The organism is Caballeronia jiangsuensis, from assembly GCF_046030135.1.
In the GTDB taxonomy this organism is placed as follows: Bacteria; Pseudomonadota; Gammaproteobacteria; order Burkholderiales; family Burkholderiaceae; genus Caballeronia; species Caballeronia jiangsuensis.
This window is the reverse complement of record NZ_JAQQDB010000005.1, coordinates 80,090-101,720: the sequence shown is the minus strand read 5'-3', so window position 1 is coordinate 101,720 and position 21,631 is coordinate 80,090. Positions and strand designations below refer to the sequence as shown.

The window sequence follows — 21,631 nt, the reverse complement described above, 5'->3', positions numbered from 1 at the left end:
TCCGCCGTTTTCATTTCAGTCGCCGTTGTGCTGCGTGCGTTGCCGCAGCTCATGCAATTCGGTCTCGACGACCGTCGCGTCCTCGGCATCCGGGCGTATCTCGATGTAACGCTGCAAATCCTCGAGCGCCGGCCGCAGATAATCCAGGCGCGCGTACGCGAAGCCGCGATCGCGCACTTCCTCGATGCTGTTCGGCAGTGCGATCACGAGCCGCTGCTGAACCGCGAGCAGCCGTTGCCAGCGTTCCGTCTGCAAGTAGGTGCCCTTCAGATTCCGCAGCATGCGCGCGACGATCTCGCGGCGCGTCGCGGGCTGCAACAGCACGCGCAGCGCGCTGCCGATCGATTCGCCCACACGCTGCACATATGGCTCCAGCATCTCGACCATCTGCGCTTCGGAGAGCGTTTGGCCGGTAGTCGGATCGAGCATCAGATCCTGGCCCGGTGTGGCGACGCGCAGCAGGAAATGCCCCGGAAACGACACGCCGCGCACCGGCAAGCCGAGTTGCTCGGCCATTTCCAGATAGATCACCGCGAGCGAAATCGGAATGCCGCGACGCCGGCGCAGCACCACGTTCAGATGGCTGTTGTCGGGATCGTAGTAATCGTTGAGGTTGCTGGAAAAACCCAGCTCGCGAAAGAAGTATCGGTTGAGCGCATCGACCTTGTGCTCGACGCTCGCGTCGCCGGGCATGCGGCGGCGGGCGCGCACGACGAGTTCGTCGATCTCCGCGAGCGTGGCCTGCATGTCGAGATCGGGATACGCATCCTGCGCGAGCGACAAAGCCGCTTCCGTGAGCGGAAGGCTCTCGTCGTCCGCCATCAGCGAAGAGAAGTAGTCGAGGATACGCGTTGTCGTCATCAAAGCGTGCGTCTCTTGAAATAGGCGTACTTGAAGCCCATTGCGGACAGAATACCGAAATATAGCGCGGCGAACACGACGAGGCTCGCACCGAGGAGCGCGATGCGCATGAACGGCGTCGCGCGCATGCCGATCCAGTCGAAATTGATCGCCACCCAATGCATCGTGCCCGCAAGAATCAGGCACGCGCCGATCAGTTGCACGAAAAAGCGCAGCCAGCCCGGCGAAGGCTCATAGATCTTGCGGCGGCGCAGACCCGCGAACAACAGGAGCGCATTGGCGAGCGCGCCGAGGCCGATCGAAAGCGTCAGGCCCGCATGGGAAAAAATCGGCACGAAGATGTAGTTGCTCACCTGCGTCATGATCAGCACGAAGATCGCGATCTTCACCGGCGTCTTGATGTCCTGCTTCGCGTAGAAGCCCGGCGCGAGAATCTTGATGAGGATGAGCCCGATCAGCCCGATTCCATACGCCGCCAGCGCGCGGCTGACCATCACGACGGAATGGCTGTCGAACTTGCCGTAGTGAAAGAGCGTCGCGGTAAGCGGCTCGGCGAAGAAGAAGAGCGCGATCGCGCTGGGCGCGGCCAGCAGGAACGTGATGCGCAAGCCCCAGTCGAGCAGCGCGGAGTATTCGTCGTGGTTGGCGTCGACGTGCGCCTTCGACAAGCTCGGCAGCAGGATCGTGCCCAGCGCCGCGCCCAATAGAGCTGTGGGGAATTCCATCAGGCGGTCGGCGTAGTTGATCCACGACACGGCGCCCGCGCCGATATTCGACGCGATATTGGTGTTGATGATGAGGCTCAACTGCCCCACCGACACCGCGAACATCGCCGGGACCATCTTCAGCAACACGCGCTTGACGCCCGGATGCGCGAGCGCGCGCCGGAAGTTCAGCCCGACGCGCGGCGTCATGTCGATTTTCTTAAGGCCGGGCAGCTGCACGAGCAATTGCAGCACGCCGCCGACGATCACCGCATACGCGAGCGCATAGACCGGCACCTTCAGATGCGGCGCGACGAACACCGCCGCGAAAATGAACGCGACGTTCAACAGCACGGGGGCGAACGCGGGCAGCGAAAACTGCTTGTACGTGTTGAGCACGCCAGAGGCGAGCGTCGTCATCGAAATGAGGACGATGTACGGAAACATGATGCGCGTCATCTCGACCGCAAGCGTGTATCCGATGCCTTCGTGCTTGAGCCCCGACGCCACCGCGTAGACGACCCAGCTCGCGCCCGCCATGCCGGCGAGCGACAGCACGACGAGGAACCACGTGAGCACGGTCGACATCGCGTCGACGAGCGCCTTGGTCGGATCGTGGCCCTTGCTGTTCTTGAACTCGGCGAGGATCGGAACGAACGCCTGCGCGAACGCGCCTTCCGCGGAGAGACGCCGCAGCAGATTGGGAATGCGGAACGCGACATAGAACGCGTCGGTATAGAGACTTGCGCCGAAAGCTCGGGCGATCAGCGTTTCGCGGATCAGGCCGGTCACGCGCGACAGCAGCGTGAAGCCGCTGACCGTCAGGAGGGCTCGGAATAGATTCATGGGGCGCTTATTATACGGGCCGCGTGCTACGCGCCCACGAGACTCCGCGTCCTACAGACCAAATGCACCAAATCGCCCCGAGACGGCGCGATCCACGCGCCGCTTGTCACGCCTCATATTCCCTTGCTATAATTTCCGGTTTCGAAGCTCCAAAATTCTATTGGATTGCGTAGCTTCGCGTCTTTTCCGGCTCAGGCCGGCGATGTTTTAGAGGTTCTCGGGCAATCGTTCCCGGGAGTTCAGATCAAAAGGCAGCGCGATCGAGTGCCCGTGTAAGGGTTTTTCAAGGCCTTCGCCGGCCGCGCGCTCCGGACAAGTAACAGCAGAAACAGGACAAGGAAACCGTCATGGCAAATTCCGCTCAAGCTCGCAAGCGCGCCCGTCAGGCCGCCAAGGCAAACTCGCACAACTCGGCGCTGCGCTCGAAGTTCCGCACGGCCATCAAGGCAGTTCGCAAGGCTATCGAAGCCGGCGATCAGGCCAAGGCCGCCGAAGTGTTCCAGTCGTCGGTCAAGACGCTGGACATCATCGCGGACAAGAAGATCGTCCACAAGAACAAGGCTGCTCGTCACAAGAGCCGCCTGGCTGCAGCAATCAAGGGCCTGCAGGCCCCCGCTGCCCAGTAATTCCGGCTCGCTTCTGGCGGGCGCTTTCGGTCATCGCGAGTTTTCGTTGACGGGGCGTTCGCCGAAGCAGCTTCCTGTTTCCGCTGCGCAGTAACGAAAAAGCCCGCTTCGGCGGGCTTTTTTGCGTCTGCGACTTCTGTCGCTTGCTGTCGCTTACTGTCGATTCATCAGGGCTGGTGCTGCTGGGTCTGCGTGCCGTGATGCGGCGGCAGTTCGCACGCCTCGGTCACGAGCAGATCGTTGTCCTTCGCGAAGTTCAGCACGAAGTCGAAAGCCATCGGCTCGATATCGCGCAGGCGCGAATCGACGATCACGACCTTGATGTCGCCGATCATCGTCGGACGCACGTAGATGGAGTATTGCAGACGGGCGTTGGGCCCTTTCGCCTTGGGGCCGAAGCCCGACATCACACCGCACAGGCGCTCGGACCAATCGCTCGGCCGAAACTTCCTCCCGTTCCTGGTGATGCCTTGTATGAAGTATTCGGTCGGAGATGTTTCAGCCATGTAGAAATACCTTTTGACGGCCGGTGACGCGCACCGGGACGCACATGCCTGACGCAGGGAACCGCATGGGCCGGCGCAGGAGATCGATTCTGTGAGAACCGTCCGCGCCCGCGGCAGGATTGGCGGACTCGACAGCACTGCGCAATCCACCGCGAAATCGAAACGCACGAAGCCACGCCGACCGAATTCTTTCGAACCCTTCGCCGCAAATGCGCGTGAAACGGTGCTGAATGTTGCAGAACTGTTGAAAAACGAGCGAGCGCAATTATACCGCAGCGACCTCTTTTCCGCAGCGCACACAGACATCGGGCGCGTCCATCAGGGCTATTACGAAGCCACGGGCGGGGCCTGCGCGCTCGGCATCGTCCTTTTGGCCAGCCTCGTCAAACATCGCAAAATCCTTTATGCTCAAATGCGATACCACTCACGACGGCGGCGCCGTCCGGCCCTGACGCCTCATGGCGAAGCAGCCGGTTCGAAGCCGCCGCCTGCGTTTCATGACCGCCAAAAAAATTCGCCACTATCTTCAGTTCAAGGATTTTTCGCTTGACGACTACGAGTATCTGCTCGAACGCGCGCGCATCCTGAAGCGCAAGTTCAAGAACTACGAGACCTATCATCCGCTGCACGATCGCACGCTCGCGATGATCTTCGAGAAGAGCTCGACGCGCACGCGTCTCTCGTTCGAAGCGGGCATCTTCCAGCTCGGCGGCCACGCGGTGTTCATGAACACGCGCGACACGCAGCTCGGCCGTGGCGAGCCGATCGAGGATTCGGCGCAGGTCATCTCGCGCATGGTGGACATCATCATGATCCGCACGTTCGGCCAGGACATCATTCAGCGCTTCGCCGAAAGCTCGCGGGTGCCCGTCATCAACGGGCTGACCAACGAATATCACCCGTGCCAGGTGCTCGCGGACATCTTCACGTTCTACGAGCATCGCGGTCCGATTCACGGCAAGACTGTCGCGTGGGTCGGTGACGCGAACAACATGCTCTACACGTGGATCGAGGCGGCGCACATCCTCGGCTTCAAGCTGCGCCTCTCGACGCCGCTCGGCTACAAGCTCGACCCCGCGCTGGTCTCCGAGGAAAGCAAGCCGTTCTTCGAAGAGTTCGACGATCCGAACGATGCGTGCGCGGGCGCCGATCTCGTCACGACGGACGTCTGGACCAGCATGGGTTACGAAGCCGAGAACGAGGCGCGCATGAAGGCGTTCGCGGACTATTGCGTCGACGCGGAGATGATGGCGCGCGCCAATCCCGACGCGCTCTTCATGCACTGCCTGCCCGCGCATCGCGGCGAGGAAGTCAGCGCGGAAGTCATCGACGGCCCGCAGAGCGTGGTCTGGGACGAGGCGGAGAACCGTCTGCATGTCCAGAAGGCGCTGATGGAGTATCTCCTGCTCGGCAAGCTCAATCACTGAGCAAATCGGCGCTGCCGATGAGCCGCGCATCCCAATTTTGCGGAAGCGCGGCTTTTTGATGTCAAAATAGCGTTTTTTCCGCGCACTTCATGCCCGTCGCGCGCCCGACGGACGCGAAGCGGCGCACAACCGCCGCACCTGGCTTTTCAGCACACGAGTTCACCATGAGCGATATCAAGAAAGTCGTGCTCGCCTATTCGGGCGGTCTCGACACCTCCGTCATCCTGAAATGGTTGCAGGACAACTACGACGCCGAAGTCGTGACCTTCACGGCCGACATCGGCCAGGGCGAGGAACTGGAGCCCGCGCGCAAGAAGGCGCTCCAGCTCGGCATCAAGCAGGACAACATCTTCATCGAAGACCTGCGCGAAGAGTTCGTCCGCGATTTCGTGTTCCCGATGTTCCGCGCGAACACCATCTACGAAGGCGAGTATCTGCTCGGCACGTCGATCGCGCGTCCGCTGATCGCGAAGCGTCAGATCGAAATCGCCCGCGCGACCGGCGCGCAAGCCGTCTCGCACGGCGCGACCGGCAAGGGCAACGACCAGGTCCGCTTCGAGCTCGGCTACTACTCGCTCGAACCCGGCATCAAGGTGATCGCGCCGTGGCGCGAATGGGACCTGCTCTCGCGCGAAAAGCTGCTCGCGTACGCCGAGAAGGCCGGCATTCCGATCGAAATGAAGCACAAGCAAGGCGGCGCGCCCTACTCGATGGACGCGAACCTGCTGCACATCTCGTTCGAAGGCCGCCATCTGGAAGATCCGAAGGCCGAAGCCGAAGCCGATATGTGGCGCTGGACCGTGTCGCCGGAAGAGGCGCCGGATCAGCCGGAATACGTCGATGTCGAATTCGAGAAGGGCGATCCGGTCGCGCTGAACGGCAAGCGCCTGTCGCCCGCCGAGATGCTGACCGAGCTGAACCGCCTCGGCGGCAAGCACGGCATCGGCCGTCTGGATCTGGTCGAAAACCGCTATGTCGGCATGAAGTCGCGCGGCTGCTATGAAACGCCGGGCGGCACGATCATGCTGAAGGCGCACCGCGGCATCGAATCGATCACGCTCGATCGCGAAGTGGCGCATCTGAAGGACGATCTGATGCCGCGTTACGCATCGCTGATCTACAACGGCTACTGGTGGAGCCCGGAGCGCCGCGCGCTGCAGGTGCTGATCGACCACACGCAGGAGAAGGTCAACGGCTGGACGCGCGTGAAGCTCTACAAGGGCAGCGTGTCGGTCGTCGCGCGCGATTCGAAGGAAACGCTGTTCGACAAGACCATCGCGACCTTCGACGACGACGGCGGCGCCTACGACCAGGCCGACGCCGGCGGTTTCATCAAGCTGAACGCACTGCGCATGCGCATCGCGGAAAACGCACGCCGCAAGCGCGGCGCGTAATTCGCGCGTTTGTGGACGTAAAAAAACCCGCCGGACTTTCGTTCGGCGGGTTTTTTTCTGCGCGTCGGAATCAGAGGCAGACTGGTTCCATCTCCAGTTCGACGTTAAAGCGCGCGAGCACGTCGCGCGTGATGGCTTCAGCGAGTTCGAGCACTTGCGCGCCCGTCGCGCCGCCGCGATTCACGAGGACGAGCGCCTGACGGTCATGCACTGCCGCACCGCCGATGCCGCGCCCTTTCCAGCCGCATTGGTCGATCAGCCAGCCCGCCGCGAGCTTCACCTGTCCGTCCGCCTGGCGATACGAGACGACGCCGGGTTCGCGCTGTTGCAGCGTCTCGAATGCCGCCGCGCTCACGACCGGATTCTTGAAGAAACTGCCCGCATTGCCGAGCACGGTCCAGTCAGGCAGCTTGGCGCGGCGCACGCTGACGACCGCATCGAAAATGGCCTGTGCATCCGGTTTTGCGGCGCCTTCGAGCGCGCGCGCGACGTCGGCATAATCGGCGCGCGGCGTCCACGCTTTCGGCAGCCTGAACACCACCGACGTGATCATGAAGCGCCCGCGCCCTGCCCGCTTGAAGACGCTGTCGCGATAACCGAACGCGCATGCGGCGCGATCGAAGTCCACGCGTTCGCCGGTCGCGAGTTCGACCGCGCTGAGCCGCTCGAAGCGCTCGCCCATTTCGAGCCCGTATGCGCCGATGTTCTGAATCGGCGCGGCGCCGACCGTGCCCGGAATCAACGCGAGGTTTTCGAGGCCCGGCATGCCTTGTGCGAGCGTCCAGGCAACGAAATCGTGCCAGTTTTCGCCCGCGCCGGCTTCGACGAGCCAAGCGCCGTCGTCTTCGCCGATCACGCGTTTGCCCGCGATGCCGACGATCAGCGCGACGCCGTCGAAATCGCGCGTCAGCACGATATTGCTGCCGCCGCCGAGCACGAGTTGCGGCATGTTCGCGATGCGCGCATCGGTGGCGAGCGCGACGGCCGCATCGACGGAATCGATGCGCATCGCATGACGCGCGCGCGCATCGAAGCCGAACGTGTTGTGAGCGAGCAGAGAGAAATCGGAGAGAAGCTGGAGCGACATGAGCGAGGCGCGTCGGTAGAATGACGACAGGTCCGTGATTATAGCGATTGCGCGAGCCGCGCTTGCCCGGCGCGCTCGCCTCAATGAAGGAGAAAGACAGATGCCATCGTTTGACGTCGTCAGCGAAGCAAACATGATCGAAGTGAAGAACGCGATCGAGCAGTCGAACAAGGAAATCTCGACGCGCTTCGACTTCAAGGGTTCGGATTCACGCGTCGAGCAGAAAGAGCGCGAACTCACGCTCTACGCCGACGACGATTTCAAGCTCGGCCAGGTGAAGGACGTTCTGCTGAACAAGCTGGCCAAGCGCAGCGTCGACGTGCGTTTTCTCGACTACGGCAAGCAGGAGAAGATCGGCGGCGACAAGCTGAAGCAGGTCGTCACGGTGAAGAAAGGCGTGTCGGGCGATCTGGCGAAAAAAATCGTCAAGATCGTGAAGGACAGCAAGATCAAGGTTCAGGCGAGCATTCAGGGCGATGCGGTGCGCGTGCAAGGCACGAAACGCGACGACCTGCAAAGCGCTATCGCGCTGCTGAAGAAGGAAGTCACGGACACGCCGCTCGACTTCAACAACTTCCGCGACTGATTTTTTGCCGCAAGAAGTGAAAAAGCCGTTCCGGTTTGCGCCGGAACGGCTTTTTGCTTTATTCGGGCGCTTGCGCCGCTTTCTTCTTTTCGCCGATGCGGCTTTCCTGCCCCGCCAGCAACTTCGAAATATTGGCGCGATGCCGCCAGATCAGAAGCAGGCTCATCGCGAGAACTGCGAGCGAGATGCGGCTCGGCCCGAACAGGAACACCTGAAAAAACGGCGCGAACACGGCCGCGACCAGCGCCGCCAGCGATGAATAGCGGAAGAAGAACGCGATGATCAGCCAGGTGAGCAGCGTCGCGATGCCGAGCGCCGGGTGGATCGCGAGCAGCACGCCCGCCGCCGTCGCGACGCCCTTGCCGCCCTGAAACCTGAAGAAAACCGGGTAGAGATGCCCGAGAAAAACCGCGATGGCCGCGAGCGCCGTGGCCGTGATGATGCCGGCGCTATCCCAGCCGAAGCTCGCGCCGAAGTGCGCGACGATCCACACGGGCAGCCAGCCCTTGAACGCGTCGCCGATAAGCGTGAGGATCGCGGCCTTCTTGTTGCCGGTGCGCAGCACGTTGGTCGCGCCGGGATTGCCCGAGCCGTACGAGCGTGGATCGGCCAGTCCCATCGCGTGACTCACGACGACGGCGAATGAAATCGAGCCGATCAAATAGGACACGACGGCGACGATCAGAAAAATCATGGTGTCTTTTCAGTTATGGCGAGAGCGGAACGCATTCTAATCGACGCTCGCGCACTGCACGGGCTTCGCGTCGAGCAACTCGGTCAGAACGGACGGCTTCAGGCTCACGAGATAGCCGCGCCGCCCGCCGTTCAGATAGATCCGGTCGAGCTCCAGAATGCTCGATTCGACGTACACCGGCATCGCTTTCTTCGTGCCGAACGGCGACGTGCCGCCGACGAGAAAACCGGAATGCCGGTTCGCCACGTCGGGCTTGCACGGCTCAATGCGCTTCGCGCCCGTCTGCCGCGCGAGGTTCTTCGTGGACACGGTGCGGTCGCCGTGCATGAGGACGATGAGCGGCTTCGCGTGCTCGTCCTCCATCACGAGCGTCTTGACGACGACGTGCTCGTCCACGCCCAGTTGCCGCGCGGATTCCTCCGTGCCGCCGCGCTCGACGTAATCGTAGGGATGCTCGCCGAACTCGACCTTGTGACGGCGCAGGAACTGCGTCGCGGGCGTTTCGGACACGTGTTTGGCTTTCGACATGGACGCATTGTAGCGGCGCGCCGGGCCGCTCACCATTGGCCATCCGGACGAGTGTGCAGCAACGCGCCGCCGTGGCACGATCGTTCGCGAACGAAGCGCGTCAACCGCGCGGATGATGCTCGCGATGCAGCTTTTGCAGACGCTCGCGCGCGACGTGCGTGTAAATCTGCGTCGTCGAGATGTCCGAGTGGCCGAGCAGCAGTTGCACGACGCGCAAGTCCGCGCCGTGATTGAGCAGATGCGTGGCGAACGCGTGACGCAGCGTGTGCGGCGAGAGCGGCGCATGCACGCCGCCCTTCAGCGCATGGCGCTTGATGATGTTCCAGAACTGCTGGCGCGTCATGCCTTCGCCGCGCGCGGTGACGAAGAGCGCGTCGGCGGACCGCGCGCCGAGCAGCACCGGACGCGCTTCGCGCAGATAGCGTTCGAGCCAGTCGTGCGCCGTCGCGCCGAACGGGATCAGGCGTTCCTTCGAGCCTTTGCCCATCACGCGCACGACGCCTTCGTTCAGGCCGACCTCGACCGTTTTCAGCGTCACGAGCTCGGTCACGCGCAGGCCGCTCGCGTACATCAGTTCGAGCATCGTGCGATCGCGCAGGCCGAGCGGCGTCTCGATGTCCGGCGCGCCGAGCAGCGCTTCGACTTGCGTCTCGTTGAGCGTCGAAGGAAAGCGCGGAGGCTGCTTGGCCGAGCGCAGCTTGAGCGTCGGATCGGAGGACACGCGGTGTTCGCGCAACGCCCATGCGTAGTAGCGGCGAAAGACCGACAGGCGCCTATTCGCGGACGTCGCCTTGTCGCCGCGACGCGCCGCCATGTAGCCATTCATGTCGGCTTCGCCGGCGGCGTCGATCGATGCGCCGCGCGTCGTGCCGAGCCATTCGGCGAAAAGCTTGAGATCGCGGCGGTACGCTTCGAGCGAGTTTTTCGCGAGCCCGTGTTCGAGCCAGAGCGCATCGCAAAAGAGATCGATCGCGTCCTGACTTGCGCTCGGTTGCGGCGTTTGTAGTTCTTCAGTCGTTGCGCTCGTCATGCGATCCGTACACCTTCATGCGTCAGAAGCCAGCGCTTCACGTTGCGATAAAAACCTTCGCCGGGATGATGCGCGAAGCCGCCGATCCCGCCCGATGCCACTACCCGGTGGCACGGTATCACGATCGGCAGCGGATTGGAGCCGCACGCCTGCCCTACCGCGCGCGGCACGCTGCCGATCTCGCGCGCGAGCTGGCCGTAGGTCCAGACATGCCCCGCCGCGATGCCGCTGATGCCCCGCCACACGCGCTGCTGAAATTCGGTGCCGCGGATCGCAAGCGGCAGGTTAAAGCGCATCGACGGAGTGTCGAAGTAACGGCGAATCTGCGCGACGGCTTCTCTGGCGAGCGGCGTTTGCGGCTCGATACTTTCGACGTCATCAGGCAGATAGACGATCTCGCGCACCGACTGCGCATCGGCGCGAATGCCGACTTTGCCGAATGGCGCGTCGATCACGGCATCGAACGGGATGTTCTTCATGATTGCTCCAGCGCCCAGCGAACGTGCTCGCGGACGAGTTCAGACGAATCATCTTCACGCGCACGCAACGCGTCGACGATAGCCTGGCGCTCGCCCGCATCCAGCCCTGACGCGCGCAACGCGTTGCCCATCGCGACCGCGATATTGCGCAGCCAGCGCTCATGCCCGATGCGCCGGATCGCGCTGCCCTGCATGCGCGTGTCGAAATCACCGGCGCTCCATGCAAACAGTTCGACGAGCGTCGCGCGATCGAGCCCATGCCGCACATCGAAATCCGCGACGGGCGCGGCCTGCGCGAACTTGTTCCACGGACAGACGAGCTGACAGTCGTCGCAGCCATAGACGCGATTGCCGATCAGCGGACGCATGTCTTCGGGGATGCTGCCGTGCAGTTCGATCGTCAGATACGAGATGCAGCGCCGCGCATCCACGCGATACGGCGCGACGATCGCGCCGGTCGGACATGCGCCGATGCAGCGCGTGCATTGCCCGCAATGCGCGCCCTCGCGCTCGGGATTCGGATCGACGGGCAAGGGCACATCGACGAAAATTTCGCCGAGAAAGAAGAGCGATCCGGCATCGCGATCGAGCAGCAGCGTATGCTTGCCGCGCCAGCCAGTGCCCGCCTTCTGCGCAAGCGCGACTTCCAGAACCGGCGCGGAATCCGTGAACGCGCGATACCCGAACGGCCCGATCTCATTCTCGATGCGCTCGGCCAGTTGCTGAAGACGATTGCGCATGACCTTGTGATAATCGCGGCCGCGCGCGTAGATGGAGACCACGGCCTGCGATGGCTTCGCGAGCCGCGTCCATTCGATCGCGCGCCAGTCGTTCTTCTGACCATCGGCTGTCGCGACACTTTCATCGCCCGTTTTCGCGAGCGTCTGCGCCGGCAGATAGGCCATGCGCACGGTGATGACACGTCGCGTTCCGGCCACAAGCTCGGCCGGTCTTGCGCGTTTCATCCCATGTTTGGCCATATAATCCATTTCGCCGTGATAGCCTGCTTCGAGCCAATCAGTGAGGCCTTTCTCGGCATCCGTCAGGTCGATATCGCTGATACCGACTGCACCGAACCCCAACTCGCGCCCCCAGTTCCTGATGCGTTGCGCGAGTTCTGCCAGCGCGTTTTCATCGATATCGAAAACGCGAGACTCTGATACGGATTCAGCGGCTGCGTCGCTGGACGCGGTCGTGACTTCAACGGAATGTTCCGGCAATCGGTTCATCACGACATTTTACGAGCAATGCCCGAAAGCCCCGCACGAACGACGCAAGACCTTCCTCACGCGCTTCTCGAACGCCGCTTCGACCTGCGCGACGAAGCCGCGACGCTCGCTTTCGGAGAACGCTTCGCGCGCGCCATCGACATCACGCGCCTTCATACATTGCAATCGTCGTCTGAACGATTTCACGGTCTCCAGGTCCAGTTGATCGGAGATCTGGGCGCGGGCAAGACCACACTCGTGCGCGCCACGCTGCGCGCGCTCGGCCACGCCGGCCGCGTGAAAAGCCCGACCTACACGCTCGTCGAACCGTACTCGCTCGTCATCGAAAGCGGCCCGCTCGACGTTTATCACTTCGATCTCTATCGCTTCGCCGATCCGGCCGAATGGGCCGATGCCGGCTTCCGCGAATATTTCGATGCGGGCGCGCTGTGCCTCGTCGAGTGGCCGCAACAAGCGGGCGGCCTGCTCGGCGTGCCGGACCTCGTGTTCCAGCTATCGCTGCCGGACGAGCACGGCTCGCCGGGCGATTCGAACGAAGAAGAAGGCCGCGTACTGACCGCGCGGGCGTTCAGCGAAACAGGAAAGTCATGTCTCGAAAGATGTTGATCAAGCCATTTCATTCGATCGAAGCGGGCGCCGTCGCGCCGCACAACTGGCGCCGCCGCCAGGTGCTGCGCGCGGGCGCCTCGACGCTCGTGCTCGCGCTCGTCGGACCGAAGCTCGCGCACGCGAGCAGCGTGCTCGGCGTGCGCGTGTGGCCCGCGCGCGATTACACCCGCGTGACGATCGAATCGGACCAGCCGCTCCAGAACGCGAACCAGTTGTTGCAGGGACCGGACCGGCTCGTCGTCGATCTCTCCGGCATCGATCTCGATCAGGCACTGCGGGATCTCGTCTCGAAGATCACGCCGAACGACCCGCAGATTCAGGCGGTGCGCATCGGGCAATATCAGCCGCATGTCGTGCGCATGGTGTTCGATCTGAAGGGATCGGTGAAGCCGCAGGTGTTCAATCTGGGCCCTATCGGCAGCTACAAGTACCGGCTCGTGTTCGACCTGTATCCGGCCGTCGCGCCCGATCCGCTGATGGAACTGCTCGCCCAGACCGAGCGCAAGCAGGAGGCGCTCGACCGCGCGAATCCGAATCCGTCGGTGCCGCCGCCCGCGACGCTCTCCGGCCCGTCCACCGCGCAGAAGCCGACGACGCCCGATTCCACCGATGAGTTCTTCCAGAAGTACGCGCAGAACGATGCGCCGGCCGAAGCCGCGCCCGCGCCGAAGCCTTCGGTGAAACCGCAGCGCGCGCCGACGCCGCCGCCCGTCATCGCGAAGAAGAACGACGACGATGACCAGTACACCTTCTCCACGCCGAAGCAGTCCGGCACCACGCGCCTGCTGACGGTGGCGATCGATCCGGGTCACGGCGGCGAGGACCCCGGCGCGATCGGCGGCCAGGGCACGTACGAGAAGCACATCGCGCTCGACATCGCGAAGAAGCTGCGCGCGAAGATCGACGCTCAGCCCAACATGCGCGCAATGATGACGCGCGACGCCGACTTCTTCGTGCCGCTCAACGTGCGCGTGCAAAAGGCGCAGCGCGTGTCCGCCGACCTGTTCGTGTCGATTCACGCGGACGCGTTCACGTCGCCCGACGCACGCGGCTCGTCGGTGTTCGCGTTGTCCGAGCACGGCGCGTCGAGCGCGGCGGCGCGCTGGATGGCGGCCAAGGAAAATTCGTCGGATCAGGTCGGCGGCATCAACGTGAAGTCGCAGGACGCGAGCGTGAACCGCGCGCTCTTCGACATGTCGACGACCGCGCAGATCCGCGATTCGATGCGCTACGGCAGCTTCGTGCTGAACGAGATCGGCGGCATCAACAAGCTGCACAAGGGTTCGGTCGAGCAGGCGGGTTTCGCCGTGCTGAAGGCGCCGGACATTCCGTCGATCCTGGTCGAGACCGCATTCATCAGCAATCCGGACGAGGAAACGCGCCTGAACGACGACGCCTATCGCGACAAGATGGCCAACGCGATCATGAAGGGCATCAAGCGCTACTTCGCGGCGAATCCGCCGCTCGCGAAGAGCCGCATGACGTAAGACGCGTGCCGTGCTTCGTTCAGCGCGCCGGCAGGATGCGCTGAACGAGCCGCGCGCCGAACACATTCACCGCGAGTCCCGCCATCACGAGCGCCGCGCCGACCACCTGCGCAACGCTCAGCCCCTCGCCGAGAAACACCGCCGCCGACGCGAGCCCGATCACCGGGACGAGCAGCGAAAACGGCGCGACGCTTCCCGCCGGATAGCGCGCGAGCAACTTCCCCCACAGGCTGTAACCGACGATCGTCGCGATGAACGCGAGGTAGAGAATCGCGAACACGGACACGAGCGGGATCGACGCGAGACTCGCTTCGATGCGCGCCGGCCCTTCGAAGATCAGCGAGAGCGCGAGGAACGGCAGCGGCGGAATCAGGCTGCCCCACACGACGAGCGAAAGCAGATCGACCTTGCCCATGCGCTTGGTCACGACATTGCCGAGCGCCCACATCGCGGCGGCGGCGAGCGTGAAGAGAAAACCGGCGAGGGTCATCGCGTGACCGCCGCGCATGCCGATCAGCGCGAGCCCCGCGGCCGCGATCACGAGTCCGGCGACATTCGCAGCGCGGATACGCTCGCCGAGAAATATCGACGCGAAGATGAGCGTGAAAAACGCCTGCGCCTGCAAGACGAGCGACGCGAGCCCGGCCGGCATCCCCACGTACATGCCGTAGAAGAGCAGCGCGAATTGCCCGAGCGAAATGGTGAGGCTGTAAGCGAACAGCCAGCGCAGCGGGATCTGCGGGCGCTTGACGAAGAACACCGGTAAGGCGGCGAACGCGAAGCGCAGTGCGCCGAGCAGCATCGGCGGCACACCGTGCAATCCGAGTTTGATGACGACGAAATTGACGCCCCACGCGACAATGACCACCGATGCGATCAGCAAATCCTTTGGCGACATCGCCCTTCCCCTCGTGTCATGTGCATGTTGGCGAGTCGTAAAGTGTAGCGGAGCGCGCGGCGGCAGGTTCGTCGAATGCCGCGCGACGTGACGAAGGACGCAAAAAAGCGCCCGCGCCGGATGTCGGCGCGAGCGCTTTCTTCGGCGTGCCGGAACAGCGCTTACTTGCTCTGGCCGCTGTCCGTCGCGGAGTTGTTGCCGGTTTCCGCGGCCGGTGTCTTCTTGGTCCCTGCATGCGCCGACTGCTTGTGCATCTTGTGTTTCTTCTGCGTCATGGGCGCCGCCGAATTATCTGTGGCATCGTTGCCCATCGCGCCCGACGAATTGCCCGACGACGTCTGCGCGAATGCGCCCGTCGCGGTGGTAGCGGCGACGAGACCCGCGGTAATGGCGATCAACAGCTTGTTCCTGTTCATGGCGAAGCTCCTATCGAGGTTGCGAAAGTTGCGTGAAGCCGCACGCGGACTGATGAGCGCGGCGACGTAAAAAACGAGAGCCTCGGCGGCACGCCTGCGCCGCCCGGAATCGGCCGGTAAAATCGACGATGACACTCGCGCCATTCCGGCGCGCGATCTTTCCATCGGAATTCGCCATGCCATCGCCGCTCCGCGCATTGCTCAAGCCTCACGAACACGACGTCGGCGGCCTCATGGTGCGTCGCGTGCTGCCCGCGCTCGCGGCGCGCACCGTCGGACCCTTCATTTTTTTCGACCACATTGGTCCCGCAACGCTCGTGCCCGGCAAGGGTCTCGACGTGCGCCCGCATCCGCATATCGGACTGGCGACGGTTACGTATCTCTTCGACGGCGCGATCATGCATCGCGACAGCGTCGGCTCGGTGCAGAAGATCGTGCCCGGCGACGTGAACTGGATGACCGCGGGGCGCGGCATCGTTCATTCCGAACGCACGCCCGATGAAGAACGCGCGTCCGGCCAGACGATGCACGGCATCCAGACCTGGGTCGCGATGCCGGCAGCGAGCGAGGACATCGAGCCTGCGTTCGAGCATCACGCCGCGTCAGCGCTGCCGCAGATCGAGCGCGATGGCGTCACGCTGCGCGTGATCGCGGGCACCGCGTTCGGCGCGAAGGCGCCCACGCGCACGTTCTCGCCAACGCTCTACGTCGCCGCGCAGTTCGCGGCCGGCAGCGCGATCACGCTTGATACCGAGCACGAGGAACGCGGCGTCTATCTCGTGAGCGGCGACTTGTCGATCGACGGCGAAGCGCTGCCCGAACAGCAGATGGCCGTGCTCGCGCCGGGCGCGAACGTGAAGCTGCACAGCACGAACGGCGCGGTCGCGATGCTGCTCGGCGGCGCGCCGCTCGACGGCACGCGCTTCATCGAATGGAATTTCGTGTCGAGTTCGCGCGAGAAGATCGACGCGGCAAAAATCGCATGGAGCGAGCAGCGCATGGGCCACGTGCCCGGCGAGACCGAATTCATTCCGCTGCCGCCACAGCGCCGCGAAAATCGCGCGCCCGAGGCATGAGGCGTGCGTGCGCGCTTGAGAGTCACGCGGATCGTCCCCATCTGTTTGGGATAGACCGCAAGCATTAGGAGAAAACGCATGGATACGACCCTCGCCACCTTTGAGCACGACGTCATCAACGCGTCGATGCTCGCGCCCGTGCTCGTCGATTTCTGGGCGCCCTGGTGCGGCCCGTGCAAGACGCTCGGGCCGATGCTGGAGAAGCTCGAAGCCGAAGCCGCGGGAAAGTGGAAGCTCGTCAAGGTGAACGTCGATGAGAACCAGGAGCTCGCCGCGCATTTTCAGGTGCGCAGCATTCCACACGTGGTCGCATTCGCGGATGGCCGCCCGGTCGATCAGTTCATCGGCGTGCTGACGGAAGGCCAGTTGCGCGAGTTTCTCGACCGCCTCGTGCCTGATGGCGCCGACGCCGAGCGCCACGCCGCGCAGAGCGCATGGGCCGCGGGCAATCGCAAGCAAGCGATCGATACCATCAAGGCCGCGCTCGCGCTTGATCCCGGTTACGACGACGCGCGTCTCGACCTGATCGAATGGCTGATCGCGGAGCGCCGCATCGACGAGGCGAAGGAAGAGGACAAGCTGCTGTCGCCGAAGACGACGCAAGGTATCGATGCACGCTACAACGCGCTGAAGACCGAGCTCGACGCCGCCGATGCGGCCGCGGATCTGCCGCCCGCCGACGCGCTCATCGACGCGGTCAACGCGAATCCCGACGATCTCGACGCGCGCTTCGCGCTCGCCAACCGCCTGATCGCGGGCCGCGATTACGGGGGCGCGCTGGAGCATCTGCTCGCGATCGTCGTGCGCGATCGTGCCTTCATGGACGACGTCGGCCGCAAGACGATGCTTTCCGTGTTCGAGCTTGCCGCGAATCAGCCCGATCTCGTGTCGCAATGGCGGCGCAAGCTGAGCGCGGCGATCAACTGATCGCGTGCTTCAATTGAAAACGGCCAGCTTTTGAAGCTGGCCGTTTTCGTTTCAGGCCGCGCGCTTCGCCAGATCGCGCAGCACGAACGCAGCGGCCGCGAAGCCAAAGCTCGCCGTCACGCACACGCTCGATCCGAATCCCGCGCAATTGAGGCCGACCGGCCCGGCGTAGCCCGCGCCCGTTTCGAGATGCTCCGCGCCTTCGCTGATATCGCACGCGGGTGCTTCGGGATAGATCAGCGGTTCGTCGGAATAGACCGCGCTCACCTTGAAACGCGCCTTCGGCCCGCGCGGAAAGCCGTGCATCTTGCGCAACTGGCCACGCACTTTCGACAACAACGGGTCCTGAATCGTGAGCGCGAGATCGTCGATACGAATGCGCGTCGGGTCCAGTTGGCCGCCCGCGCCGCCGACGGTGATGAGCGCCTGCTTGCGCGCCACGCACCACGCGATGAGCGCGGTTTTCGTGCGCACGCTGTCGATCGCATCGACCACGTAATCGAAGCCGCCGCCGAGCGTCGCATCGAAATTGCCGGGCTCGACGAAGTCCTCGATCTGCCGCACGTCGCAGGCCGGATCGATCATTTTGATGCGCTCGGCCATCGCCGTGACTTTCGCCTTGCCGTAGTTGCCGTCGAGCGCGTGAATCTGCCGGTTCGTGTTGCTTTCGGCGACATTGTCGAGATCGATCAGCGTCAGCTTGCCGACAGCACTGCGCGCGAGCGCCTCGGCCACCCAAGAGCCCACGCCGCCGATGCCGATCACCGCGACATGCGCCCTTTCGAACGCGGCGAGCGCGGGTGCGCCGTAGAGGCGCGCGATGCCGCCGAAGCGTCGGTCGCGGTCGGCGGCGTCTTCGGCGGACGGCGTTACAGCAGTTTCGGATGAAGCGTTCATGGCGTGCGTGGATGAAACCGGGTACGTTGAAAGCAAACTAAAAGCCGGAAAAATGCAGCGCCGTTGTGCGGCGTCAATCAACGCTTACAGGCGGCTGTCGAGTGTGCAAAGTTGGGTGGTCGATCATGCAAAATGCGGGCGAATTGCGTATTCTGCCTTATCGAAACCCTGGACGTGATAGCTGCAAGCGCCGCACCGCCGGCACGCAACAGGTCCATGGGTAATCAGGGCAAGATCGTTTCACCTTGGCTATACTGACCCGACTGTAGCGCTTGCATAAAATGACCACTCTCGCAGACCTTCGCAAAAACTATTCGCGCGACGCGCTCGATGCGACCGACGTCGACCCGAATCCGGTGAGCCAGTTCCAGACATGGTTCGCCCAGGCGCTCGATGCGAAGCTGCCTGAACCGAATGCCATGACGCTTGCGACCGTCGATTCGCAAGGCCGTCCGTCTGCCCGCATCGTGCTCATCAAGGGCGTCGATGAACGTGGCTTCGTTTTTTTTACCAATTACGATAGCCGCAAGGGCCGCGAACTCGCCGCGAATCCGGCGGCGAGCCTGCTGTTCCACTGGATCGAACTCGAGCGCCAGGTGCGCATCGAGGGCCGCGTCGAAAAGACGAGCGATCAGGAAAGCGATGCGTATTACGCGTCGCGTCCGCTCGGCTCGCGCATCGGCGCATGGGCATCGGATCAGAGTCAGCCGCTCGAAAGCCGCGAGGCGCTGGAAGCGCGCGAACGCGAGATGATCGCCAGATATGGCGACGCGCCGCCGCGTCCGCCGCACTGGGGCGGTTATCGCCTCGTGCCCGACAGCATCGAATTCTGGCAGGGACGTCCGTCTCGGCTGCATGACCGCATCGTCTATACGCGTGATGACGCCGGCGCACCGTGGCGAATCATGAGACTCGCGCCGTAAGGCACAAGAGCGCGAGCACAGGAAGCAACCGAGATCGCAACGGCAACGAACATGAAGGCGCGAGCCTTCCCTTGATTTTCTTTAGCGCGGAGAAACAAGCATGTTCTGGGAGAAAAAGCTGACGCAGTGGGTTGAGGAAGTGCGCGACCGGGCCAATCTGCCCGCGCGGCTCGTGCTGTGGGATGGCCAGCAGCACGATTTCGGCCAGTTCGCCGCCCCTCAGGTGACGCTGCATGTGAAGAGCGCGACTGCGCTGCCCTATCTGCTCGAACCGAGTCTCGACAATCTCGGCGAAGCCTATGTGAAGGGCAAGATCGACATCGAGGGAAAGCTGTCCGACATCATCAACATCGGCTATTCGCTCGCGAAAAGCACGGTGACGAGCGCAAGCAAGCTCGCGCGCGTACGACGCTACTTCAATCACTCGAAGACGTCGGACAAGAAAGCCATTCAGTACCACTACGATGTGTCGAACGAGTTCTATCAGCTCTGGCTCGACAAGAACATGGTCTACTCCTGCGCGTACTTCGAGAATGGCGACGAAGACATCGACACCGCGCAGCTCAAGAAAATCGATCACATCCTGACGAAGATTCAGGTTCAGCCGGGGCATCGTCTGCTCGATATCGGCTGCGGCTGGGGCGCGCTCGTGATCCGCGCGGCGCAGAAGTTCGGCGCGCAATGCGTGGGCGTCACGCTCTCCGAGAACCAGTTCAGGCTCGCGACCGAGCGCGTCAAGGCGGCGGGACTCGAAGACCAGATCGAGATTCGCCTGCAGGATTACCGCGACATTCCGGGGCAATTCGATCGCATCACGAGCGTCGGCATGTTCGAGCACGTCGGGCGTAAGAACCTGCCGGGCTACTTCGCGAGAATCCGCGAACTGCTCGTCGATGACGGCATCGCGATGAATCACGGCATCACGTCGTCGGATGCCGACAGCGGCGAGACTTCGCTCGGCGGCGGCGAGTTCATCGACAAATACGTGTTCCCGGACGGCGAGCTGCCGCACATCAGTCTCGCGCTCGAATGCATGCAGCGCGGCGGGCTGGAAGCGCTCGACATCGAAAGTCTGCGGCGGCATTACGCGCGTACGCTCGACATCTGGGCCGACAGGTTCGAGGAGCACGCGGAGAAAGCGAAGACGCTCGTCGACGATGAGCACTTCCGCATCTGGCGCGTGTATCTCGCGGGCTGCGCGTATGCGTTCGAAAACGACGACGTGTCGATCTATCAGGTGATCTGCCGCAAGGCGGGGCGCAGCGCGACGACGCTGCCCTGGTCGCGCCGATATATCTACGAGAAGGCGCTCTGAACCACGAGCCGGTACACATCGAAACGGGCGAGCCGGAAGATCAGTTCGATCTTTTCGGCGCGCCTGCGACCGCTTCGGCGGAGCCTGTAAAGGCACCGAAGCAAGCGAAACCACGCGGCGTCCTGCCCGCGCCTGTGCAGCCCGAACTCGAATCGATCGCGAAGCGCCTGCCCGACGCGATCCATCTCGGCACATCGACATGGTCGTTTCCGGGCTGGCGCGGCATCGTCTATGGCGACGAGTATTCGAACACGAAGCTTTCCCGCGACGGCCTCACCGCCTACGGCGTGCATCCGCTCCTGAAAAGCGTGTCGATCGACCGCTCGTTTTATGCGCCGCTGTCGCTGGCCGAGTACGCGCGCTACGCATCGCAGGTGCCGGAGCATTTTCGCTTCATCGTCAAGGCGCCCGCCTCCGTCACCGATGCCTTCATTCGCGGCGAACGCGGCACGCCCGACGCGGAGAACCCCGCGTTTCTGAACGCGCGGATCGCCATCGACGAATTCGTGACGCCTTGCATCAGCGGTCTCGGCGGGAAAGCGGGCGCGCTCGTGTTCCAGTTCTCGCCGCTGCCCGATGCGATGATCGTCGATCCGGCGAGCTTCATCGAACGGCTCTCGGCGTTTCTGCAAGCGCTGCCACCGCTCGAAGGCGAGTCGTGCTATGCGGTCGAAATCCGCGACGCGGTCATGCTGACGCCGCGCTTCATCCGCGCGCTGCGCAAAGCGAACGTGCGCTATTGCATCGGCGTGCATGCGCGCATGCCGGACGTGCGCCGTCAGGCGAAGGCGCTCGCGTTGCTGGACGAAGAAAGTATGGGACCGCTCATCGTGCGCTGGAGTCTGCACAGCGGCTTTCGCTATGAACAGGCGAAGGCGAAATACGAGCCGTTCGACAAGATCGTCGACGAAGACCACGACACGCGCGAGGCGCTCGCCGAACTGGCGGCCCGCTATGCAATCGCGGGCCAGCCTGTGGTGATCGCGGCGAACAACAAGGCCGAAGGCTCGGCGCCGCTCACGTGCTTCGAGCTCGCGCGCGGCATCGCGGAGGAATGCGAGCGCGCGCGGAGCGACTAGAAGCGCA

24 protein-coding genes are annotated in these 21,631 nt (G+C 63.4%); 12 read left to right on the top strand and 12 right to left on the bottom strand.

Annotated elements, in window-relative coordinates:
* Positions 1-15: 15 nt before the first annotated feature.
* Both PQR08_RS07050 and murJ read right to left on the bottom strand, forming a co-directional pair.
* A complete protein-coding gene (locus PQR08_RS07050; protein WP_408161152.1) occupies positions 16-861 on the bottom strand; it encodes a SirB1 family protein in 846 nt (281 codons plus the stop codon).
* On the bottom strand, positions 861-2,411 hold the full coding sequence (gene murJ / locus PQR08_RS07045) for a murein biosynthesis integral membrane protein MurJ (RefSeq protein ID WP_408161151.1): 1,551 nt from the start codon (positions 2,409-2,411) through the stop codon (positions 861-863). Before murJ ends, PQR08_RS07050 begins: the two co-directional genes overlap by 1 nt.
* A 347-nt stretch (positions 2,412-2,758) precedes the next feature.
* Between murJ and rpsT the strand changes: the two genes are divergently transcribed.
* Entirely contained in the window at positions 2,759-3,037 is a 279-nt protein-coding gene (gene rpsT, locus PQR08_RS07040; protein ID WP_035500787.1) for a 30S ribosomal protein S20, read from the top strand.
* A 167-nt stretch (positions 3,038-3,204) separates the two neighbouring features.
* Here the strand turns inward: rpsT and PQR08_RS07035 are convergent, their stop codons facing one another.
* On the bottom strand, positions 3,205-3,543 hold the full coding sequence (locus PQR08_RS07035) for a DUF3579 domain-containing protein (protein ID WP_187605981.1): 339 nt from the start codon (positions 3,541-3,543) through the stop codon (positions 3,205-3,207).
* A 91-nt stretch (positions 3,544-3,634) separates the two neighbouring features.
* Here PQR08_RS07035 and PQR08_RS07030 point away from each other — a divergent pair, with 91 nt between their 5' ends.
* From PQR08_RS07030 to PQR08_RS07020, 3 genes are all read left to right on the top strand, one after another.
* A complete protein-coding gene (locus PQR08_RS07030; protein WP_408161150.1) occupies positions 3,635-4,093 on the top strand; it encodes a hypothetical protein in 459 nt (152 codons plus the stop codon).
* A complete protein-coding gene (gene argF, locus PQR08_RS07025; protein ID WP_187605982.1) occupies positions 4,041-4,970 on the top strand; it encodes an ornithine carbamoyltransferase in 930 nt (309 codons plus the stop codon). The genes PQR08_RS07030 and argF overlap by 53 nt, the downstream gene beginning before the upstream one ends.
* 164 nt (positions 4,971-5,134) lie before the next feature.
* A complete protein-coding gene (locus PQR08_RS07020; RefSeq protein ID WP_187605983.1) occupies positions 5,135-6,364 on the top strand; it encodes an argininosuccinate synthase in 1,230 nt (409 codons plus the stop codon).
* Positions 6,365-6,434: 70 nt separating this feature from the next.
* On the opposite strand, the gene murB is transcribed toward PQR08_RS07020, so the two are convergent.
* Positions 6,435-7,451, bottom strand: coding sequence for a UDP-N-acetylmuramate dehydrogenase (murB, locus tag PQR08_RS07015; protein ID WP_408161149.1), 1,017 nt, complete (start codon positions 7,449-7,451; stop codon positions 6,435-6,437).
* A gap of 100 nt (positions 7,452-7,551) precedes the next feature.
* On the opposite strand from murB, the gene PQR08_RS07010 reads away from it, so the two are divergent.
* On the top strand, positions 7,552-8,037 hold the full coding sequence (locus PQR08_RS07010) for a YajQ family cyclic di-GMP-binding protein (RefSeq protein ID WP_014192189.1): 486 nt from the start codon (positions 7,552-7,554) through the stop codon (positions 8,035-8,037).
* A 58-nt stretch (positions 8,038-8,095) separates the two neighbouring features.
* Here PQR08_RS07010 and plsY read toward each other — a convergent pair whose 3' ends face one another.
* The 5 genes from plsY to queG all read right to left on the bottom strand — a co-directional run bounded on the left by plsY (position 8,096) and on the right by queG (position 11,997).
* Positions 8,096-8,731, bottom strand: a complete 636-nt coding sequence (plsY, locus tag PQR08_RS07005; protein ID WP_238212718.1) for a glycerol-3-phosphate 1-O-acyltransferase PlsY — start codon at positions 8,729-8,731, stop codon at positions 8,096-8,098.
* 36 nt (positions 8,732-8,767) lie between these two features.
* Complete coding sequence (ybaK, locus tag PQR08_RS07000) at positions 8,768-9,259, bottom strand: Cys-tRNA(Pro) deacylase (protein ID WP_187605986.1); 492 nt, start codon at positions 9,257-9,259, stop codon at positions 8,768-8,770.
* A gap of 100 nt (positions 9,260-9,359) precedes the next feature.
* Complete coding sequence (gene xerD / locus PQR08_RS06995) at positions 9,360-10,289, bottom strand: site-specific tyrosine recombinase XerD (protein ID WP_408161148.1); 930 nt, start codon at positions 10,287-10,289, stop codon at positions 9,360-9,362.
* Positions 10,286-10,768, bottom strand: coding sequence for a methylated-DNA--[protein]-cysteine S-methyltransferase (locus PQR08_RS06990; RefSeq protein ID WP_250484084.1), 483 nt, complete (start codon positions 10,766-10,768; stop codon positions 10,286-10,288). Before PQR08_RS06990 ends, xerD begins: the two co-directional genes overlap by 4 nt.
* The gene (queG, locus tag PQR08_RS06985) at positions 10,765-11,997 is read right to left on the bottom strand and encodes a tRNA epoxyqueuosine(34) reductase QueG (protein WP_250484085.1); all 1,233 of its coding nucleotides are present in this window, start codon (positions 11,995-11,997) and stop codon (positions 10,765-10,767) included. Before queG ends, PQR08_RS06990 begins: the two co-directional genes overlap by 4 nt.
* An 18-nt stretch (positions 11,998-12,015) precedes the next feature.
* Between queG and tsaE the strand changes: the two genes are divergently transcribed.
* Together tsaE and PQR08_RS06975 are read left to right on the top strand one after the other, a co-directional pair.
* Complete coding sequence (gene tsaE / locus PQR08_RS06980; RefSeq protein ID WP_250484086.1) at positions 12,016-12,603, top strand: tRNA (adenosine(37)-N6)-threonylcarbamoyltransferase complex ATPase subunit type 1 TsaE; 588 nt, start codon at positions 12,016-12,018, stop codon at positions 12,601-12,603.
* A complete protein-coding gene (locus tag PQR08_RS06975; protein ID WP_250484087.1) occupies positions 12,585-14,093 on the top strand; it encodes an N-acetylmuramoyl-L-alanine amidase in 1,509 nt (502 codons plus the stop codon). The genes tsaE and PQR08_RS06975 overlap by 19 nt, the downstream gene beginning before the upstream one ends.
* Positions 14,094-14,112: 19 nt before the next feature.
* On the opposite strand, the gene PQR08_RS06970 is transcribed toward PQR08_RS06975, so the two are convergent.
* Positions 14,113-14,991, bottom strand: coding sequence for an EamA family transporter (locus PQR08_RS06970; RefSeq protein WP_250484088.1), 879 nt, complete (start codon positions 14,989-14,991; stop codon positions 14,113-14,115).
* A gap of 161 nt (positions 14,992-15,152) precedes the next feature.
* Positions 15,153-15,407: a hypothetical protein gene (locus PQR08_RS06965; protein WP_250484089.1), complete on the bottom strand. Its 255-nt coding sequence runs from the start codon at positions 15,405-15,407 to the stop codon at positions 15,153-15,155.
* A 176-nt stretch (positions 15,408-15,583) separates the two neighbouring features.
* On the opposite strand from PQR08_RS06965, the gene PQR08_RS06960 reads away from it, so the two are divergent.
* The gene (locus PQR08_RS06960; protein WP_250484090.1) at positions 15,584-16,483 is read left to right on the top strand and encodes a pirin family protein; all 900 of its coding nucleotides are present in this window, start codon (positions 15,584-15,586) and stop codon (positions 16,481-16,483) included.
* A 78-nt stretch (positions 16,484-16,561) separates the two neighbouring features.
* Positions 16,562-17,410, top strand: coding sequence for a thioredoxin (trxA, locus tag PQR08_RS06955; RefSeq protein ID WP_187605995.1), 849 nt, complete (start codon positions 16,562-16,564; stop codon positions 17,408-17,410).
* Between the two features lie 51 nt (positions 17,411-17,461).
* On the opposite strand, the gene PQR08_RS06950 is transcribed toward trxA, so the two are convergent.
* A complete protein-coding gene (locus PQR08_RS06950) occupies positions 17,462-18,307 on the bottom strand; it encodes a tRNA threonylcarbamoyladenosine dehydratase (protein WP_250484091.1) in 846 nt (281 codons plus the stop codon).
* A 281-nt stretch (positions 18,308-18,588) separates the two neighbouring features.
* Here PQR08_RS06950 and pdxH point away from each other — a divergent pair, with 281 nt between their 5' ends.
* The 3 genes from pdxH to PQR08_RS06935 all read left to right on the top strand — a co-directional run bounded on the left by pdxH (position 18,589) and on the right by PQR08_RS06935 (position 21,624).
* A complete protein-coding gene (pdxH, locus tag PQR08_RS06945; RefSeq protein ID WP_408161146.1) occupies positions 18,589-19,230 on the top strand; it encodes a pyridoxamine 5'-phosphate oxidase in 642 nt (213 codons plus the stop codon).
* Positions 19,231-19,330: 100 nt separating this feature from the next.
* Positions 19,331-20,545 (top strand): class I SAM-dependent methyltransferase, encoded by a 1,215-nt coding sequence (locus tag PQR08_RS06940; protein WP_250484093.1) that lies wholly within the window; start codon positions 19,331-19,333, stop codon positions 20,543-20,545.
* Between the two features lie 17 nt (positions 20,546-20,562).
* Positions 20,563-21,624, top strand: coding sequence for a DUF72 domain-containing protein (locus tag PQR08_RS06935; protein WP_408161237.1), 1,062 nt, complete (start codon positions 20,563-20,565; stop codon positions 21,622-21,624).
* The last annotated feature ends 7 nt before the right edge of the window (positions 21,625-21,631 follow it).